Origin of the sequence: Streptomyces fulvorobeus, assembly GCF_013167895.1 — a bacterium.
Lineage (GTDB): Bacteria > Actinomycetota > Actinomycetes > Streptomycetales > Streptomycetaceae > Streptomyces > Streptomyces fulvorobeus.
On record NZ_BLWC01000001.1, the window covers coordinates 4,804,931 to 4,825,128 of the forward strand.

The window sequence follows — 20,198 nt, forward strand, 5'->3', positions numbered from 1 at the left end:
CTCAGACCCGCCGGTACTCGTCGCCCCAAGCCTCCACCGCGTCCGTAGCGCGCTCGAACGCCTCACTCCGCGCCAGGAAATCCGCGTTGCGGTCCGTCACCAGAGGCGGCAGCGTCTCACCACCCTCACGCACCACGATCAGCGCCTGGCCCTGCACGGTCCGGGGCAGCCCGAGCCACTTCACCGGCTGCTGGACCGTGCGGACGGCTGCCGCCCGCTCCCACGGCACCGTCGTCGTGCGGAAGAAGCCCACCCGGCGTACTCCGTGCCGGCTGACCCACGCGCCCACGCGCAGCAGCCGCAGCGCGCAGCCGATCAGCAGGGCGGCGAGCCCGAGGCACAGGGCGGCCCCGGAGAGCTCTCCGGCGGCAGCGGTGATCACCCCTGCGAGCAGGACGAACGAGGAGAGCAACAGCATGGTGGCCGCCGCCGCGACCCGCCACGGCCCCGGTCGGTACGGCCGCCGCCAGCTGTCGTGGTCGTCGAACGGCAGCGCGACATCCTCCGCGCCCGCGTCGAATGCGCGGTCGGCCGTCAGAAAGGGCAGGGGCACGACTGATCCTCACTCACAAGCACGCTCGATTGCTGTGCCCGGTGAGGCTACCGAGGTCGCCCCCGCCCCGGCCACCCCAGGGGGTCCGTCCGAGTCGGCGGCCCGTCAGCGGCCCTGCGTGGCCTCGGAATTCTGCTGGTGCGACGGGCTCCGTGGGTTGTCGAGCGCGGGAAGCCCGAACAGAAGCGAACCGGCCAGCCCGCAGACCACGACCAGCCCTACGAGACACCGGCCGGCCAACTGCGAGACGCTGGCCCGCTCGGGCGGCGGCGGAGTGACGTTGCTGCGGAACCGGTCGGCCTCGGCGACGAACGAGAACGGGACGGATTCACGCCGGCGGAACATGAGGAAGCTCTCCTTGCAGTGAGTAGCGGAAGCTGTTAATGAGTCAGACGTACGAGAGCCCCGATCGGTGCCCCGAATCGCCGGAACATTCGAAGATTTCCCGCGTACGGACGCCGTGCGGCGGCCCCCGCCGTGGCCCGTAGAGTGGACGCCGCCCGAGCGAAGCAAATTGGAAGGACCCCCGCCGGTGAGCGAGACCCCCGAGCCCACGAAGGCCCACTTCCGCGGCGACGTCACCGTCGACCTGGTGAAACACGCGGCGAGTGACTCCGACGTACTCTTCGCCGCCCGTGTCTCCACGGCCGGCGAGCAGTCCCTCGAAGAGGTCACGAAGGACCCCGAGCGTTCCAAAGGTCTTGTCAACTTCCTCATGCGGGACCGCCACGGCAGCCCTTTCGAGCACAACTCGATGACCTTCTTCATCAGTGCCCCGATCTTCGTGTTCCGCGAGTTCATGCGGCACCGCGTGGGCTGGTCCTACAACGAGGAATCGGGCCGCTACCGGGAGCTGGAGCCGGTCTTCTACGTCCCGGGCGAGTCCCGCAAGCTCATCCAGCAGGGCCGCCCCGGCAAATACGAGTTCGTCGAGGGCACCCCCGGGCAGCACGAGCTGACGAGCCGCGTCATGGAGGAGTCCTACCGCCGGGCGTACGACGCGTACCAGGAGATGCTCGGGGCGGGAGTGGCGCGTGAGGTGGCGCGGGCGGTTCTCCCCGTCGGCCTGTTCTCGACGATGTACGCCACCTGCAACGCCCGCTCGCTGATGCACTTCCTCGGCCTGCGCACCCAGCACGAGCTGGCGAAGGTTCCGTCCTTCCCGCAGCGCGAGATCGAGATGGTCGGCGAGCAGATGGAAGCCCACTGGGCGCGGCTCATGCCGCTCACTCATGCGGCCTTCAACAAAAATGGACGGGTAGCCCCGTAAGCGGTGTCCGTATTGCGGCGTTTCGTGAAGTTCATCTAGGCTGATCAAACGGACCCGGCACTGCTTGAACCCCCGAGCAAGCAGTGCCGGGCTCCACTTCCCCGTCCCCCGAGGGGACACGGCGCTCCGAGCAACGAGTAGCGTGTTACCCATGGCTCCGATCTCCACTCCGCAGACCCCCTTCGGGCGGGTCCTCACCGCTATGGTCACGCCGTTCACGGCGGACGGCGCACTCGACCTCGAAGGCGCCCAGCGGCTCGCCGCCCACCTCGTGGACGCAGGCAACGACGGCCTGGTCCTCAACGGCACCACCGGTGAGTCCCCGACCACCAGCGACGCGGAGAAAGACCAGCTCGTACGGGCTGTCCTGGAAGCCGTAGGAGACCGGGCGCACGTCGTCGCCGGCATCGGCACCAACGACACCCGGCACAGCATCGAGCTGGCCCGCACCGCCGAGCGCGCCGGCGCCCACGGCCTCCTCGCCGTCACGCCGTACTACAGCAAGCCGCCGCAGGAGGGCCTCTTCCGGCACTTCACCGCCATCGCGGACGCCACCGGCCTCCCCGTCATGCTGTACGACATCCCGGGCCGCAGCGGTGTGCCGATCGACACGGAAACGCTCGTACGGCTCGCCGCGCACCCCCGCATCGTCGCGAACAAGGACGCCAAGGGAGACCTGGGCCGGGCCAGCTGGGCCATCGCCCAGTCCGGACTCGCCTGGTACTCCGGCGACGACATGCTGAACCTCCCGCTGCTCTCGGTCGGCGCCATCGGTTTCGTCTCGGTGGTCGGCCACGTCGTCACCCCCGACCTGCGGGCCCTCATCGAGGCCCACACCGGGGGCGACGTCCAGAAGGCGACGGAGATCCACCAGAAGCTGCTGCCGGTCTTCACCGGGATGTTCCGCACCCAGGGCGTGATCACCACCAAGGCGGCGCTCACCCTGCAAGGGCTGCCGGCCGGTCCGCTCCGCCTTCCTCTGGTGGAGCTCTCCACCCAGGAGGCGGCGCAGCTCAAGATCGATCTGACCGCCGGCGGGGTACAGCTCTGACCACGGACTTCACAACTGAACAAGCGAGTGACACTCGCGACAGCACCACCCCAGACAACAGCAAGTGCACGAATGACATGCGCGCCACGTGCCCTCAGCGGTACGTGGCGCGCGTGGTAAGGAGAGTCTTTTGAGTCATCCGCATCCCGAACTCGGTACCCCGCCGAAGCTTCCGAAGGGCGGCCTGCGCGTAACCCCGCTGGGCGGCCTGGGGGAGATCGGCCGCAACATGACGGTCTTCGAGTACGACGGCCGCCTGCTCATCGTCGACTGCGGCGTCCTCTTCCCCGAGGAGGAGCAGCCGGGTATCGACCTGATCCTGCCGGACTTCACCATCCTGCGGGACCGCCTGGACGACATCGAGGGCATCGTCCTCACGCACGGACACGAAGACCACATCGGTGGTGTGCCGTATCTGCTGCGCCTGAAGGCGGACATCCCGCTCATCGGCTCCAAGCTGACCCTCGCGCTGATCGAGGCGAAGCTCCAGGAACACCGGATCCGTCCGTACACGCTTGAGGTGACCGAGGGCCGGCGCGAGCGCATCGGAGTGTTCGACTGCGAGTTCATCGCGGTCAACCACTCCATCCCGGACGCGCTCGCGGTCGCCATCCGCACGCCCGCCGGCCTGGTCGTGGCCACCGGCGACTTCAAGATGGACCAGCTCCCGCTGGACGGCCGGCTCACCGACCTCCACGCGTTCGCGAGACTGAGCGAGGAAGGCATCGACCTTCTGCTCTCGGACTCGACGAACGCCGAGGTCCCCGGCTTCGTACCGCCCGAGCGGGACATCTCCAACGTCCTGCGCACGGTGTTCGCGAACGCCCAGAAGCGGATCATCGTGGCGAGCTTCGCCAGCCACGTACACCGCATCCAGCAGATTCTGGACGCCGCCCACGAGTACGGCCGCAGGGTCGCCTTCGTCGGCCGCTCGATGGTCCGCAACATGGGCATCGCCCGGGACCTCGGCTACCTCAAGGTCCCCGCCGGCCTCGTCGTGGACGTGAAGACCCTCGACGACCTGCCGGACGACGAGGTCGTGCTCGTCTGTACGGGTTCCCAGGGCGAGCCGATGGCCGCGCTGTCCCGCATGGCCAACCGCGATCACCAGATCCGCATCGTCCCGGGTGACACGGTCATCCTGGCGTCGTCGCTCATCCCGGGCAACGAGAACGCGGTCTACCGCGTGATCAACGGCCTGACCCGCTGGGGCGCTCACGTCGTCCACAAGGGCAACGCCAAGGTCCACGTCTCGGGCCACGCCTCGGCCGGCGAGCTCCTGTACTTCTACAACATCTGCAAGCCGAAGAACCTGATGCCGGTCCACGGCGAATGGCGTCACCTCAGGGCCAACGCCGAACTGGGCGCCCTCACGGGTGTACCCAAGGACCACATCGTCATCGCCGAGGACGGCGTCGTCGTCGACCTCATCGACGGCAAGGCCAAGATTGTCGGCAAGGTGCAGGCGGGGTACGTGTACGTCGACGGTCTCTCGGTCGGCGATGTCACCGAGACTTCCCTCAAGGACCGCCGCATTCTCGGCGACGAGGGCATCATCTCCGTCTTCATCGTGGTCGACAGCTCCTCGGGCAAGATCGTGGGCGGCCCCCACATCCAGGCACGGGGCTCCGGCATCGATGACTCGGCGTTCAGCGCCGTCGTCCCGAAGGTGCAGGACGCCCTCAACAAGTCCGCCCAGGACGGTGTGATGGAGGCCCACCAGCTCCAGCAGCTGGTCCGCCGCACGGTGGGCAAGTGGGTCTCCGACACCTACCGCCGGCGCCCGATGATCCTTCCCGTCGTGGTCGAGGTCTGACCCCGACCAGCACGAACACGGAGCGGGGCACCCCGATTTGCATCGGGGCGCCCCGCTCCAGTACGTTTACGGCTCCGCCCGACCGGGAAGCACCGCGTGCACTCGTGCGCCGGGAGCAGCCGAACGGGCGGAGAATTCCGACTCAGAATCTCTGATAAAGTCGGTTCGGCCGAAAGGCAAAGGCCGTCCAGCAGGCCACCGGAATTCAGATACGGACCGGAAACGGAACGAATTGAATCTGGTAACGTTGGAACCGCCGGAAAGGGAATCGCGAAAGCGAGGAACTGGAAAGCGAATCCCGTTTCGACTGGGAATCGGACATGAAAGTGTCTGGTAGAGTCGGAGACGCAAGACCGAAGGGAAGCGCCCGGAGGGCCCCGGTGATACGGGACCGAAGGAAGCGTCCGTTCCTTGAGAACTCAACAGCGTGCCAAAAGTCAACGCCAGATATGTTGATACCCCGGCCTGTTTCGGCAGGTTGGTGGTTCCTTTGAAAAAGTCCCGCTCCGGCCCTTTGGGGTATCGGGGTGGGCAACACTAGCGAGGACGCTGTGAACGACCGGTCTTATTCCGACTCGGTCGTTCCGCTCTCATGGTGTGATCCCGATTACGGGAAAACATTCACGGAGAGTTTGATCCTGGCTCAGGACGAACGCTGGCGGCGTGCTTAACACATGCAAGTCGAACGATGAAGCCTTTCGGGGTGGATTAGTGGCGAACGGGTGAGTAACACGTGGGCAATCTGCCCTTCACTCTGGGACAAGCCCTGGAAACGGGGTCTAATACCGGATAACACTCTGTCCTGCATGGGACGGGGTTAAAAGCTCCGGCGGTGAAGGATGAGCCCGCGGCCTATCAGCTTGTTGGTGGGGTAATGGCCTACCAAGGCGACGACGGGTAGCCGGCCTGAGAGGGCGACCGGCCACACTGGGACTGAGACACGGCCCAGACTCCTACGGGAGGCAGCAGTGGGGAATATTGCACAATGGGCGAAAGCCTGATGCAGCGACGCCGCGTGAGGGATGACGGCCTTCGGGTTGTAAACCTCTTTCAGCAGGGAAGAAGCGAAAGTGACGGTACCTGCAGAAGAAGCGCCGGCTAACTACGTGCCAGCAGCCGCGGTAATACGTAGGGCGCAAGCGTTGTCCGGAATTATTGGGCGTAAAGAGCTCGTAGGCGGCTTGTCACGTCGGATGTGAAAGCCCGGGGCTTAACCCCGGGTCTGCATTCGATACGGGCTAGCTAGAGTGTGGTAGGGGAGATCGGAATTCCTGGTGTAGCGGTGAAATGCGCAGATATCAGGAGGAACACCGGTGGCGAAGGCGGATCTCTGGGCCATTACTGACGCTGAGGAGCGAAAGCGTGGGGAGCGAACAGGATTAGATACCCTGGTAGTCCACGCCGTAAACGTTGGGAACTAGGTGTTGGCGACATTCCACGTCGTCGGTGCCGCAGCTAACGCATTAAGTTCCCCGCCTGGGGAGTACGGCCGCAAGGCTAAAACTCAAAGGAATTGACGGGGGCCCGCACAAGCAGCGGAGCATGTGGCTTAATTCGACGCAACGCGAAGAACCTTACCAAGGCTTGACATATACCGGAAAGCATCAGAGATGGTGCCCCCCTTGTGGTCGGTATACAGGTGGTGCATGGCTGTCGTCAGCTCGTGTCGTGAGATGTTGGGTTAAGTCCCGCAACGAGCGCAACCCTTGTTCTGTGTTGCCAGCATGCCCTTCGGGGTGATGGGGACTCACAGGAGACTGCCGGGGTCAACTCGGAGGAAGGTGGGGACGACGTCAAGTCATCATGCCCCTTATGTCTTGGGCTGCACACGTGCTACAATGGCCGGTACAATGAGCTGCGATGCCGCGAGGCGGAGCGAATCTCAAAAAGCCGGTCTCAGTTCGGATTGGGGTCTGCAACTCGACCCCATGAAGTCGGAGTTGCTAGTAATCGCAGATCAGCATTGCTGCGGTGAATACGTTCCCGGGCCTTGTACACACCGCCCGTCACGTCACGAAAGTCGGTAACACCCGAAGCCGGTGGCCCAACCCCTTGTGGGAGGGAGCTGTCGAAGGTGGGACTGGCGATTGGGACGAAGTCGTAACAAGGTAGCCGTACCGGAAGGTGCGGCTGGATCACCTCCTTTCTAAGGAGCATCTAGGTTCTCTTCGGGGAATCCAGAGACCATTTCGCCGGCGAATGTTCGGCGGTGGTTGCTCATGGGTGGAACGTTGACTATTCGGCACGACAGGTTGGTTTTTCGAGTACTGCTTCGGCGTGGAAAGAAGGATTGGTCGGTCGGGTCGGGCACGCTGTTGGGTATCTGAGGGTTCGGGCATTTTTTTTGTCTGGATCTTCGGTTGCCGGCCCCGGTGAACTCGTCCGTTAGGACGGGGTGGTGGGTGGCTGGTCGTTGTTTGAGAACTGCACAGTGGACGCGAGCATCTGTGGCCAAGTTTTTAAGGGCGCACGGTGGATGCCTTGGCACCAGGAACCGATGAAGGACGTGGGAGGCCACGATAGTCCCCGGGGAGCTGTCAACCAAGCTTTGATCCGGGGGTTTCCGAATGGGGAAACCCGGCAGTCGTCATGGGCTGTCACCCGCTGCTGAACACATAGGCAGTGTGGAGGGAACGCGGGGAAGTGAAACATCTCAGTACCCGCAGGAAGAGAAAACAACCGTGATTCCGGGAGTAGTGGCGAGCGAAACTGGATGAGGCCAAACCGTATGCGTGTGATACCCGGCAGGGGTTGCGCATGCGGGGTTGTGGGAGTTCTTTTTCATGGTCTGCCGGCTGTGAGACGAGTCAGAAACCGTTGGTGTAGGCGAAGGACATGCGAAAGGTCCGGCGTAGAGGGTAAGACCCCCGTAGCTGAAACATTAACGGCTCGTTTAAGAACCACCCAAGTAGCACGGGGCCCGAGAAATCCCGTGTGAATCTGGCGGGACCACCCGCTAAGCCTAAATATTCCCTGGTGACCGATAGCGGATAGTACCGTGAGGGAATGGTGAAAAGTACCGCGGGAGCGGAGTGAAATAGTACCTGAAACCGTGTGCCTACAAGCCGTGGGAGCGTCGCTGTATGTTCTTCGGAACGTATGGTCGTGACTGCGTGCCTTTTGAAGAATGAGCCTGCGAGTTAGCGGTGTGTAGCGAGGTTAACCCGTGTGGGGAAGCCGTAGCGAAAGCGAGTCCGAATAGGGCGTTTGAGTTGCACGCTCTAGACCCGAAGCGGAGTGATCTAGCCATGGGCAGGTTGAAGCGGAGGTAAGACTTCGTGGAGGACCGAACCCACCAGGGTTGAAAACCTGGGGGATGACCTGTGGTTAGGGGTGAAAGGCCAATCAAACTCCGTGATAGCTGGTTCTCCCCGAAATGCATTTAGGTGCAGCGTCGTGTGTTTCTTGCCGGAGGTAGAGCACTGGATAGGCGATGGGCCCTACCGGGTTACTGACCTTAGCCAAACTCCGAATGCCGGTAAGTGAGAGCACGGCAGTGAGACTGTGGGGGATAAGCTCCATGGTCGAGAGGGAAACAGCCCAGAGCATCGACTAAGGCCCCTAAGCGTACGCTAAGTGGGAAAGGATGTGGAGTCGCAGAGACAACCAGGAGGTTGGCTTAGAAGCAGCCACCCTTGAAAGAGTGCGTAATAGCTCACTGGTCAAGTGATTCCGCGCCGACAATGTAGCGGGGCTCAAGCGTACCGCCGAAGTCGTGTCATTCGCACATATAGGGCCAACGCCTGTGTGGATGGGTAGGGGAGCGTCGTGTGCCGGGTGAAGCAGCCGCGGAAGCGAGTTGTGGACGGTTCACGAGTGAGAATGCAGGCATGAGTAGCGATACACACGTGAGAAACGTGTGCGCCGATTGACTAAGGGTTCCTGGGTCAAGCTGATCTGCCCAGGGTAAGTCGGGACCTAAGGCGAGGCCGACAGGCGTAGTCGATGGACAACCGGTTGATATTCCGGTACCCGCTTTGAAACGCCCAGTACTGAATCAGGCGATGCTAAGTCCGTGAAGCCGGCCTGATCTCTTCGGAGTTGAGGGTAGTGGTGGAGCCGATGAACCAGACTTGTAGTAGGTAAGCGATGGGGTGACGCAGGAAGGTAGTCCAGCCCGGGCGGTGGTAGTCCCGGGGTAAGGGTGTAGGCCGTGTGATAGGCAAATCCGTCACACATTGAGGCTGAGACCTGATGCCGAGCCGATTGTGGTGAAGTGGATGATCCTATGCTGTCGAGAAAAGCCTCTAGCGAGTTTCATGGCGGCCCGTACCCTAAACCGACTCAGGTGGTCAGGTAGAGAATACCGAGGCGTTCGGGTGAACTATGGTTAAGGAACTCGGCAAAATGCCCCCGTAACTTCGGGAGAAGGGGGCCATCACTGGTGATCCGATTTACTCGGTGAGCTGGGGTGGCCGCAGAGACCAGCGAGAAGCGACTGTTTACTAAAAACACAGGTCCGTGCGAAGCCGTAAGGCGATGTATACGGACTGACGCCTGCCCGGTGCTGGAACGTTAAGGGGACCGGTTAGTGCACTTTCGGGTGTGCGAAGCTGAGAACTTAAGCGCCAGTAAACGGCGGTGGTAACTATAACCATCCTAAGGTAGCGAAATTCCTTGTCGGGTAAGTTCCGACCTGCACGAATGGCGTAACGACTTCTCGACTGTCTCAACCATAGGCCCGGTGAAATTGCACTACGAGTAAAGATGCTCGTTTCGCGCAGCAGGACGGAAAGACCCCGGGACCTTTACTATAGTTTGATATTGGTGTTCGGTTCGGCTTGTGTAGGATAGGTGGGAGACTGTGAAGCGGCCACGCCAGTGGTTGTGGAGTCGTCGTTGAAATACCACTCTGGTCGTGCTGGATGTCTAACCTGGGTCCGTGATCCGGATCAGGGACAGTGTCTGATGGGTAGTTTAACTGGGGCGGTTGCCTCCTAAAGAGTAACGGAGGCGCCCAAAGGTTCCCTCAGCCTGGTTGGCAATCAGGTGTTGAGTGTAAGTGCACAAGGGAGCTTGACTGTGAGACCGACGGGTCGAGCAGGGACGAAAGTCGGGACTAGTGATCCGGCAGTGGCTTGTGGAAGCGCTGTCGCTCAACGGATAAAAGGTACCCCGGGGATAACAGGCTGATCTTCCCCAAGAGTCCATATCGACGGGATGGTTTGGCACCTCGATGTCGGCTCGTCGCATCCTGGGGCTGGAGTCGGTCCCAAGGGTTGGGCTGTTCGCCCATTAAAGCGGTACGCGAGCTGGGTTTAGAACGTCGTGAGACAGTTCGGTCCCTATCCGCTGCGCGCGCAGGAATATTGAGAAGGGCTGTCCCTAGTACGAGAGGACCGGGACGGACGAACCTCTGGTGTGCCAGTTGTCCTGCCAAGGGCATGGCTGGTTGGCTACGTTCGGAAAGGATAACCGCTGAAAGCATCTAAGCGGGAAGCCTGCTTCGAGATGAGTATTCCCACCCCCTTTGAGGGGTTAAGGCTCCCAGTAGACGACTGGGTTGATAGGCCAGATGTGGAAGCCCGGTAACGGGTGGAGCTGACTGGTACTAATAGGCCGAGGGCTTGTCCTCAGTTGCTCGCGTCCACTGTGTTAGTTCTGAAATAACGAACGGCTGTGTTGTTGTCCGGTGTTTGTTGATTTCATAGTGTTTCGGTGGTCATTGCGTTAGGGAAACGCCCGGTTACATTCCGAACCCGGAAGCTAAGCCTTTCAGCGCCGATGGTACTGCAGGGGGGACCCTGTGGGAGAGTAGGACGCCGCCGAACAATCATTCCGGGAAAGCCCCGTACCGCAAGGTACGGGGCTTTTCTGCGTCTACGGTACGTGCGGGCAGGCATGCCCCTGCGGTGCAGTGGCCGGCCCCTAAGTGGGGTGCTCGACCGGTTTTGCATCGCCGTGGACTCAGGGTATGCTTCATTTCGTTGCCGCAGGGCAGCAAGGCCCCAATAGCTCAGTCGGTAGAGCGTCTCCATGGTAAGGAGAAGGTCTGCGGTTCGATTCCGCATTGGGGCTCGGTAATGAAAAGGCCCCCGCCATCGGCGGGGGCCTTTCTGCGTCGACCGCGCTGGCCGTTCAGGCGAGGGGCTGTTCCGGCACCCGCATGGCGAGAATGGCCATGTCGTCGGATGCGGGCTCGGCCGCGAAGCGCTCGACGGCCCGCAGGATACGTGCGGCCACCGCGCCCGCCGTGAGGCCCGTGCAGGTGGCCAGGACGGCCGCGAGGCCGTCGTCGCCGAGCATGCGCGCACCCTCGCGGCGTTCGGTGACGCCGTCCGTGACGCACAGCAGGACGTCACCCGGGTCGAGCGTGACCTCCTGCTCGTACAGCTCAAGGTCCTCGATGACGCCGAGAAGGGGCTGGGGCTCCGCTGCTGCGACGACCGAGCCGTCCTGCCGCAGACGAAGCGGCAGGGGGTGGCCCGCACACACCACCTTGAGGAGTGCGCTGCCGTCCTCCTGGGGCCAGAGCTCGCCGTACAGCAGGGTGAGGAAGCGGCTCCGGCTGCCCTCGTCCAGGATGGCCGCGTTCAGGCGCTCCAGGACGGCGGGGCCGGTGAATCCCTCGCGTGCCAGCAGGCGCAGCGCGTGACGGGCGAGGCCGGTGACCGCCGCCGCTTCGGGGCCCGTACCGCAGACGTCGCCGATGGCGAAGCCGTAGGCGCCGTCGTGGATCGGGAAGACGTCGTAGAAGTCGCCCCCGACCTCGTTGCCCTCTCCGGCCGCCCGGTAGATGACCTCGATCTCGACATTGGGTACGTCGGGCAGGCCGGGGGGCAGCAGACTGCGCTGGAGCGACTGGCTGATCGCCATGCGCTCCGAGTACAGGCGGGCGTTGTCGAGGGCCAGTGCCGCGCGGCGGGAGAGGTCCTCGGCCAGTTCCAGGATCTCCTGGCGGAAGTGGTCGTCGGACGGCTTGCCCAGCGTGAGCATCCCGATGACGCGGTTGCGGGCCACCAGGGGAAGGACGACCGTCTCGCCGCCCACCGCGGAGGCCGTCGCCAGGATCGTACGGGTCGCGACCCCCATGCTCAGGGGTGCGTCGCGGTCCAGGCTGCGCATGGACGTACGGAGGGCCGCCTGTTGAGCCGCCTCCGAGGGGGCCGACCAGGAGCGTGCTCCGGGGGCCGGCACCGGGTCCGGTGGGTCGATCTTGGACAGGAGGGCCTTGAGGCCGTCGATGCGGTCCTCGTCCTCGTGCAGGACGAACGAGAGGAACGGCTCCGCCGACTGGTCCGCGATCGTGTAGACGGCGCACCAGGTGGCCAGGGTGGGGACTGTCATCTGGGCCATCAGGGCCAGTGTCTGGTCCCGGTCGAGGGTGCCCGCGAGGAGGTCGGACGCCTCCACGAGGAAGGAGAGGGAACCGCGCCGCAGGCGTTCGAGCTCGCCGAGGCGGGCGGACTCGACGGCCAGGGCGATGCGGTCGGCGGCGAACTGGAGACGCAGTGCCTCCTCGTTGGAGTAGCGGCCCGGTGCTTCGGCGGCGACACCGAGGGAGCCGGTGAGGCGGCCCTCGACCTTCAGCGGCACCGTGACGACGGACCGCATGCCCGTGTCGTTGAGGAGGGGGACGGCGCCCGGCACCGCCGTGAGGTCTTCGTGGACCGCGGGCATCCTGGCGGAGCCGTACCGTCCGGTCCCGGCCTCCACGGGGACGCGGGCGAAGCGCTGGCGGGCCGAGGGGAGGCCCGTCGTGGCGCGTACCTCAAGTTCCGTCTCGTCGTCGGTGGCGAGCAGCAGGAACGCGGCGTCCGCGTCGAGCATGTCGCGCGCCCGTTCCACCGTGCGCTGGAGGAGCCCGTCGAGGTCGTCGGGGGCGGGGGAGCCGATGAAGACCTCGAACGGGTCCGTGGCCCGGTTGTCGGTGCCCGTGTCGGTGACCGGTGTGCGTACGGGGGACTGGAGCACGGCCCGCTCGTAGTCGCGCACGAGCAGGCAGACCGTCGACGGTTCGCCCTGGGTGTCGCGGACCCGCAGGTGTGAGGCGTAGACCGGGATGACGCGGCCGTCGGCGCCGCGGAAGCCGTAACTGCCCTCCCAGCGGGAGAGCTGGAGTGCGTCGGCGATGCCGGTGCTGGTGCCCGGGGTCTGTGGCCAGGCCGCGAAGTCGGTGAGCTGTTTGCCGGTGACCTGGTCGGCGGGGTGGCCGAAGAGGAAGGCGGCGTCGTCGTTCCACGCGGTGACCGCGCCGGTGCTGTCGATCTGCACGACGGCCACGCGTACCCGTTCGTCGGTGACGGGGAGCAGCTCGGTGGGCAGGAGAGGGCCGGCGGAGCGGACGCCGACGGAGCGCTCGGGCAGGTCGAGCCGGAACCAGACGTGTTTGTGCGTGGGCGTGTACTCCACGCCCCAGCGGGAGGCGAGCGCGGCGCAGAGAAGCAGGCCGCGGCCGCCCTCCCGCTCCGGGCTCGTGTCCATGGCGGAGCCCAGCAGCGGGATCTCCCGCTCCGGATAGTGGTCGGAGACCTCGATCCGTACGCCGTCCTCCGTGCGCAGGCACAGCACGTCCGCGGCCGTCCCGGCGTGTACGACGGCGTTGGTCACGAGTTCGCTGGTGAGGACGACGGCGTCGTCGACGACGTCGGTGTATCCCCACCCCTGGAGGGTGTCACGGACAAAGGCGCGGGCGGTTGCCACCGAACGCCCGACCGGGTCGAAGGTGGCGGCCGCCCGCGCGGTGATCACAGCACTCCCCATTGGTGTCTCGTCGCTTCCCCGAGTCCTGTGCCCGATTCTCGCCGCTTCGATTCGCCTAGCCAGGCTAGACGCTCGCCTGGTGCCCCGGGTACACGAGGGCCGACTTCGGCGCCGAGGAGGCCGGGGGATCGTGCGCGGGCGCACAACTGTTGCCCTCAGGAGGGAGGATGGGAGGTATCCGCCGGAGGTCGCACCCCCGACGCTTGTGGCCTGGTACGTTTCAACGATTTGACGTCCGCATGGTCACCCCCCGACGGTGTCCTGTGGCGGTGAGCCAAACAAGAAGTGGGCAAGCTTCCGGATAGGCCCGAGCTGTACGGTCAACCCCTGCGGGAGGGACACGGTGGAGTCTGGCGTGGCGGCGCGGGGTTCAGGCACGCGTACTAGAGGCGGACAGTCCGTGAAAAAGCAGCGCAATGGAACCATTGATGTGGATGCGGCAGCTCTGAACAGGCTGCTCGCTGCCCTCGTGGCGATGCGGGACGGCAACTTCCGCCGGCGGCTGACCGTCTCGGGCGATGGTGTGCTGACCGAGATCGCGGCGGTCTTCAACGAGGTCGCGGACCGCAATCTCCATCTCACGGGTGAGCTGGCGCGAGTACGCCGTGTGGTCGGGCGTGAGGGGAAGCTCACCGAGCGTCTGGAGACAGGGGCCTGTGAGGGTTCCTGGGCCGCTGCCATCGACGCGTCCAACGAGCTCGTGGACGATCTCGCCCGGCCCGTGTCGGAGGTCGGCCGGGTGCTGTCGGCGGTCGCCGACGGTGATCTGGAGCAGCGTATGGAGCTGCGGTCGCACACGGCCGACGAGACCGTACGCCCACTGCGTGGTGAGTTCCTGAAGGTCGCGCGCACGGTCAACAACCTGGTCGACCAGTTGTCCGCGTTCACCGAGCAGGTGACGCGGGTGGCCGTCGAGGTGGGCACCGAGGGCAAGCTGGGCGGGCAGGCCCAGGTGCGTGGCATGTCCGGTTCGTGGAAAGACCTCACGGACTCCGTGAACACGATGGCCTACCGGCTGACCGCGCAGGTGCGGGACATCGCTCTCGTGACGACGGCCGTCGCCAAGGGTGATCTCTCCCGGAAGGTCACCGTTCATGTGGCCGGCGAGATGCTGCAGCTGAAGAACACCGTGAACACGATGGTGGACCAGCTGTCGTCGTTCTCCTCCGAGGTGACGCGGGTAGCGCGCGAGGTGGGTACGGAGGGCGAGCTGGGCGGTCAGGCCACGGTGCCCGGGGTGGCCGGGGTCTGGAAGGACCTCACGGACTCCGTCAACACGATGGCGGGGAACCTGACGTCCCAGGTGCGGGTATCGCCGAGGTGACGACGGCGGTCGCCAACGGCGACCTGTCCCAGAAGGTCACGGTGAGCGCGCGCGGCGAGGTCGCGCAGCTGGCCGAGACGATCAACCAGATGACCGAGACGCTGCGGACCTTCGCGGACGAGGTCACGCGGGTGGCCAGTGAGGTCGGTGGCGAGGGTCTGCTCGGTGGGCAGGCCCAGGTGCCGGGTGCGGCGGGTACGTGGAAGGACCTCACGGACTCGGTGAACACGGTCTTCCGCAACCTGACGACCCAGGTGCGGGACATCGCGCAGGTGACGACCGCGGTGGCCAGTGGAGACATGACGCAGAAGGTCACGGTCGACGTGGCCGGGGAGATGCTGGAGCTGAAGAACACCGTCAACACGATGGTGGACCAGCTCCAGTCCTTCGGTTCGGAGGTCACCCGGGTCGCCCGGGAGGTCGGCGTCGAGGGCCGCCTCGGCGGGCAGGCCCAGGTGCCGGGTGCGGCGGGTACGTGGAAGGACCTCACGGACTCCGTGAACACGGCGTTCCGGAACCTGACGGGTCAGGTGCGGGACATCGCGCAGGTGACGACGGCGGTCGCGAACGGTGATCTCTCGCAGAAGGTCACGGTCGATGTGGCCGGGGAGATGCTGGAGCTGAAGAACACCGTCAACACGATGGTGGCGCAGCTGTCGTCGTTCGCCGACCAGGTGACCCGGATGGCGCGGGACGTGGGTACGGAGGGCCGTCTCGGCGGCCAGGCCCGGGTCGACGGTGTCTCCGGTACGTGGAAGGAGCTCACCGACTCCGTCAACTTCATGGCGGGGAACCTGACCTCCCAGGTGCGTCAGATCGCTCAGGTGACCACGGCGGTGGCCCGGGGTGATCTGTCGCAGAAGATTGACGTGGATGCCCGGGGCGAGATCCTGGAGCTGAAGAACACCATCAACACGATGGTGGACCAGCTCTCCGCCTTCGCCGACCAGGTGACCGGGGTAGCGCGTGAGGTGGGCACGGACGGGCGGCTCGGTGGCCAGGCGCAGGTTCCCGGTGTGGCAGGTGTGTGGCGTGATCTGACCGATTCGGTGAACGGAATGGCGGGGAACCTGACCGCTCAGGTCCGTAACATCGCCCAGGTCGCCACGGCGGTGGCCCGGGGTGATCTGTCGCAGAAGATCGACGTGGATGCCCGGGGCGAGATCCTAGAGCTGAAGAACACCCTCAACACGATGGTGGACCAGCTGTCGAACTTCGCCGAGCAGGTGACGAGGGTCGCCCGTGAGGTGGGTACGGAAGGCATCCTGGGCGGTCAGGCCGAGGTGCAGGGTGTGTCCGGGACGTGGAAGGACCTGACGCAGTCCGTCAACGGTATGGCGAACAACCTGACCCTTCAGGTCCGCAACATCGCCGAGGTCACGACGGCGGTCGCCAAGGGCGACCTGTCCAAGAAGATCACCGTCGACGCCAAGGGCGAGATCCTCGAACTGGTGACGACCGTCAACACGATGGTCGACCAGCTGCTGAACTTCGCCGACGAGGTGACCAGGGTCGCCCGTGAGGTGGGCACCGAGGGCATCCTCGGCGGCCAGGCACGGGTGCGCGGCGCGACGGGCATCTGGAAGGACCTCAGCGACAACGTCAACCTGATGGCCAACAACCTGACCAGTCAGGTGCGCAACATCTCCCGGGTCTCGTCCGCCGTCGCCAACGGCGATCTGACGAAGAAGGTCACGGTCGAGGCGCGCGGCGAGGTCGCCGAGCTCGCCGACACCGTCAACACCATGGTGACGACGCTCTCCTCGTTCGCCGACGAGGTGACGCGTGTGGCGCGTGAGGTGGGCACGGAGGGGGAGCTGGGCGGGCAGGCGCGCGTCCCGGGCGTCGCCGGTACGTGGAAGGACCTCACCGAGTCGGTGAACTCGATGGCGTCCAACCTGACGGGCCAGGTGCGGCAGATCGCGACCGTCACCACGGCCATCGCCAAGGGTGATCTCACCAAGAAGATCGACATCGACGCGCGGGGTGAGATCCAGGAGCTGAAGAACACCATCAACACGATGGTGGACCAGCTGTCCTCGTTCGCCGAGCAGGTGACCCGGGTGGCCCGCGAAGTGGGCACGGAGGGACAGCTGGGCGGCCAGGCCCGGGTCCGGGACGTGGACGGCACCTGGCGCGACCTCACCGAGTCGGTGAACGAGATGGCCGGCAACCTCACCCGGCAGGTGCGTGCCATCGCGGCCGTCGCCACCGCGGTGACCCGCGGCGATCTGAACCTCAAGATCGACGTGGACGCGGCCGGCGAGATCCAGGTGCTCCAGGACAACATCAACACCATGATCGCGAATCTGCGCGACACCACCCTGGCCAACAAGGAGCAGGACTGGCTCAAGGGCAACCTCGCCCGTATCTCGGGGCTGATGCAGGGGCGCCGCGATCTGGATGACGTGGCCTCGCTGATCATGAGCGAGCTGACGCCGGTGGTCTCGGCGCAGCACGGGGCGTTCTTCCTGGCCATGACGCCCGGTGACACCGACGAGGTCGGTGCGGACGGCGGCAGGGAGAGCGCGTACGTGCTGCGCATGCGCGGCAGCTACGGCTACTCGGCGGGTGCGATGCCGACGTCCTTCCGGCCCGGTGAGTCGCTCATCGGGACGGCGGCCGAGGAGAAGCGGACGATCCAGGTGGACAACGTTCCGCCGGGCTATCTGAAGATCTCCTCCGGGCTGGGTGAGGCGCCGCCGGCGCATGTGATCGTGCTGCCGGTGCTCTTCGAGGGGAAGGTCCTCGGGGTGATCGAGCTGGCGTCGTTCCAGCCGTTCACGCACATCCAGCGGGACTTCCTCAACCAGCTCGCCGAGATGATCGCGACGAGCGTCAACACGATCAGCGTCAACACCAAGACGGAGAAGCTCCTGGAGCAGTCGCAGGAGCTGACCGAGCAGTTGCGGGACCGCTCGCAGGAGTTGGAGAACCGGCAGAAGGCCCTCCAGGCGTCCAACGCGGAACTGGAGGAGAAGGCCGAGCTGCTGGCCCAGCAGAACCGCGACATCGAGGTGAAGAACACCGAGATCGAGGAGGCCCGGCAGGTGCTGGAGGAGCGCGCCGAACAGCTCGCGGTCTCCATGCGCTACAAGTCCGAGTTCCTGGCGAACATGTCGCACGAGCTGCGTACGCCCCTCAACTCGCTGCTCATCCTGGCCAAGCTGCTCGCGGACAACGCCGAGGGCAATCTCTCGCCGAAGCAGGTCGAGTTCGCCGAGACGATCCACGGGGCCGGTTCGGACCTGCTCCAGCTGATCAACGACATCCTCGACCTCTCGAAGGTCGAGGCCGGCAAGATGGATGTCAGCCCCACCCGGATCGCTCTGGTCCAGCTGGTCGACTACGTGGAGGCGACGTTCCGGCCGCTCACCGCGGAGAAGGGGCTCGACTTCTCCGTACGGGTGTCGCCGGAGCTTCCGGCCACCCTGCACACGGACGAGCAGCGACTTCTGCAGGTGCTGCGCAACCTCCTGTCCAACGCGGTGAAGTTCACCGACAGCGGGGCCGTCGAGCTGGTGATCCGGCCGGCCGGCGCGGATGTGCCCGACTCCATCCGGGAGCATCTCCTCGAGGCGGGGTCGCTGCGGGACGCGGACGCCGGTCTGATCGCGTTCTCGGTCACCGACACCGGTATCGGTATCGCGTCCAGCAAGATGCTGGTGATCTTCGAGGCGTTCAAGCAGGCGGACGGGACGACCAGCCGCAAGTACGGCGGTACGGGCCTGGGTCTCTCCATCAGCCGGGAGATCGCCCGGCTGCTGGGCGGTGAGATCCATGCGGCGAGCGAGCCGGGGCGTGGTTCGACCTTCACGCTCTATCTGCCGCTGCACGCGAGCGAACTCCCGCCGCAGGGGTACCCGCAGTTGGGCCCCGGGCCCATCGAGGCACACGGCAACGCGGTCGAGAACGGTCTGCGCCCGGAGGCTCCCGTGGGCCACGGGGCGGGGGAGCAGTTCCCGCTGGGGGACCCGGCCGCCACCGCCGGGATGTTCCGGCGGCGGCGCAAGGCGCTGGGCGGGACGGGGCGGCAGACCGCCGCCCTGCCGGCCGGGCCGAAGAGCGGAGGCGGCGCCGCGCACGAGGAGTGGGTGCAGGAGGCGCCGGCGGGCCAGGAGGAGCAGGAGCCGCGGCGTACCTTCCGCTTCCACGGCGAGAAGGTACTGATCGTCGACGACGACATCCGTAACGTCTTCGCCCTCACCAGTGTGCTGGAGCAGCACGGCCTGTCGGTGCTGTACGCGGAGAACGGCCGCGAGGGGATCGAAGTCCTGGAGCAGCACGACGATGTGACGGTCGTACTGATGGACATCATGATGCCCGAGATGGACGGTTACGCGACGACGACGGCGATCCGCAGGATGCCGCAGTTCGCCGGGCTGCCCATCGTCGCGCTCACCGCCAAGGCGATGAAGGGCGACCGGGAGAAGGCGATCGACTGCGGTGCTTCCGACTATGTCACCAAGCCGGTCGATCCCGATCACTTGCTTTCCGTCATGGAGCAGTGGATGCGCGGAGAGTGAGCGTCAGGTGAAGGAAACGCGATGAGATGCTGAGCGACTCTGTCCGAACGGGTGTGAGTACGGGGAATTCGGGGAACCTTCTGGTCTCGCACCGCGTTTTCGGTACGTGCACAGTGACATCGCGGTGACAGGGTGTGGTGACCGGCGGGGTGCGGCTACCATGACCGGCACAAGGACGGACGGCGTAAGGGAGTCGTCCCCTGGGGCGGCACCCGGTGCGATTCCGGGCGAGGAGGACGGGCCATGGTGCAGAAGGCCAAGATCCTCCTGGTCGATGACCGGCCGGAGAATCTGCTGGCGCTTGAGGCCATCCTCTCTGCGCTCGATCAGACACTGGTACGGGCATCGTCAGGGGAGGAAGCGCTCAAAGCGCTGCTCACGGACGACTTCGCGGTCATTCTGCTGGACGTACAGATGCCGGGAATGGACGGGTTCGAGACCGCCGCGCACATCAAGCGCCGGGAACGGACCCGGGACATCCCGATCATCTTTCTCACGGCGATCAACCACGGGCCGCATCACACCTTCAGGGGTTACGCGGCGGGCGCGGTGGACTACATCTCGAAACCGTTCGATCCCTGGGTGCTGCGCGCCAAGGTGTCGGTCTTCGTCGAGCTGTACATGAAGAACTGCCAGCTGCGCGAGCAGGCCGCGCTCCTGCGGCTCCAGCTCGAAGGCGGCGGCCACGCGGGCGCGGACCACGAGAAGGAGCCGGCCGGTCTGCTCGCCGAACTCTCGGCGCGGCTCGCGGCCGTCGAGGAGCAGGCGGAAGCGCTCTCCAAGCAGCTCGACGACGAGTCGGCGGACGCGGCGGCCGTGGCGACCGCGGCCCATCTCGAACGAAAGCTCACCGGCCTCCGCCGCGCACTCGACGCGCTCGAACCGGGCACCGGCGGCTCCACGGCGGTACTGCCCTCGCAGAGCTGACCCACCGCTGTCGTGTGGGCTCCGGTGC

General features: G+C 65.2%; 7 protein-coding genes, 1 tRNA gene, 3 rRNA genes and 1 pseudogene. 9 read left to right on the forward strand and 3 right to left on the reverse strand.

Features of this window, described 5'->3' with window-relative positions; genetic code table 11:
- Position 1: 1 nt before the first annotated feature.
- Positions 2 to 553: an SCO5741 family PH domain-containing membrane protein gene (locus Sfulv_RS21660; RefSeq protein ID WP_173316217.1), complete on the reverse strand. Its 552-nt coding sequence runs from the start codon at positions 551 to 553 to the stop codon at positions 2 to 4.
- A 105-nt stretch (positions 554 to 658) separates the two neighbouring features.
- A complete protein-coding gene (locus Sfulv_RS21665) occupies positions 659 to 898 on the reverse strand; it encodes a hypothetical protein (RefSeq protein WP_173316218.1) in 240 nt (79 codons plus the stop codon).
- Between the two features lie 187 nt (positions 899 to 1,085).
- Here Sfulv_RS21665 and thyX point away from each other — a divergent pair, with 187 nt between their 5' ends.
- From thyX to Sfulv_RS21700, 7 genes are all read left to right on the forward strand, one after another.
- Positions 1,086 to 1,823 carry an FAD-dependent thymidylate synthase gene (thyX, locus tag Sfulv_RS21670; protein WP_173316219.1) on the forward strand — a complete coding sequence of 246 codons (738 nt, stop codon included), beginning with the start codon at positions 1,086 to 1,088 and terminating at the stop codon, positions 1,821 to 1,823.
- 151 nt (positions 1,824 to 1,974) lie between these two features.
- On the forward strand, positions 1,975 to 2,874 hold the full coding sequence (dapA, locus tag Sfulv_RS21675; RefSeq protein ID WP_173316220.1) for a 4-hydroxy-tetrahydrodipicolinate synthase: 900 nt from the start codon (positions 1,975 to 1,977) through the stop codon (positions 2,872 to 2,874).
- Between the two features lie 130 nt (positions 2,875 to 3,004).
- On the forward strand, positions 3,005 to 4,690 hold the full coding sequence (locus Sfulv_RS21680; protein WP_173316221.1) for a ribonuclease J: 1,686 nt from the start codon (positions 3,005 to 3,007) through the stop codon (positions 4,688 to 4,690).
- 620 nt (positions 4,691 to 5,310) lie between these two features.
- A 16S ribosomal RNA gene (locus Sfulv_RS21685) occupies positions 5,311 to 6,836 on the forward strand.
- A 303-nt stretch (positions 6,837 to 7,139) separates the two neighbouring features.
- Positions 7,140 to 10,265 (forward strand): 23S ribosomal RNA (locus tag Sfulv_RS21690).
- Between the two features lie 79 nt (positions 10,266 to 10,344).
- A 5S ribosomal RNA gene (rrf, locus tag Sfulv_RS21695) occupies positions 10,345 to 10,461 on the forward strand.
- The 16S, 23S and 5S rRNA genes sit together here with 1 tRNA gene alongside, the layout of an rRNA operon.
- 174 nt (positions 10,462 to 10,635) lie before the next feature.
- Positions 10,636 to 10,708: transfer RNA gene (locus tag Sfulv_RS21700), tRNA-Thr, on the forward strand.
- A 60-nt stretch (positions 10,709 to 10,768) separates the two neighbouring features.
- Here Sfulv_RS21700 and Sfulv_RS21705 read toward each other — a convergent pair.
- A complete protein-coding gene (locus Sfulv_RS21705; RefSeq protein ID WP_173316222.1) occupies positions 10,769 to 13,393 on the reverse strand; it encodes a SpoIIE family protein phosphatase in 2,625 nt (874 codons plus the stop codon).
- 400 nt (positions 13,394 to 13,793) lie between these two features.
- Between Sfulv_RS21705 and Sfulv_RS21710 the strand changes: the two are divergent.
- Both Sfulv_RS21710 and Sfulv_RS21715 read left to right on the forward strand, forming a co-directional pair.
- Positions 13,794 to 19,243: pseudogene (locus Sfulv_RS21710) on the forward strand (HAMP domain-containing protein).
- A 243-nt stretch (positions 19,244 to 19,486) separates the two neighbouring features.
- The gene (locus Sfulv_RS21715) at positions 19,487 to 20,170 is read left to right on the forward strand and encodes a response regulator (RefSeq protein WP_173316223.1); all 684 of its coding nucleotides are present in this window, start codon (positions 19,487 to 19,489) and stop codon (positions 20,168 to 20,170) included.
- Positions 20,171 to 20,198 lie beyond the last annotated feature (28 nt).

What these genes read in the sequence shown, in the direction of transcription:
- Sfulv_RS21665 (WP_173316218.1), bottom strand. Translation starts at nt 898, where the DNA reads ATGTTCCGCCGGCGTGAATCCGTCCCGTTCTCGTTCGTCGCCGAGGCC.
- dapA (WP_173316220.1), top strand. Translation starts at nt 1,975, where the DNA reads ATGGCTCCGATCTCCACTCCGCAGACCCCCTTCGGGCGGGTCCTCACC.
- Sfulv_RS21705 (WP_173316222.1), bottom strand. Translation starts at nt 13,393, where the DNA reads ATGGGGAGTGCTGTGATCACCGCGCGGGCGGCCGCCACCTTCGACCCG.
- Sfulv_RS21715 (WP_173316223.1), top strand. Translation starts at nt 19,487, where the DNA reads ATGGTGCAGAAGGCCAAGATCCTCCTGGTCGATGACCGGCCGGAGAAT.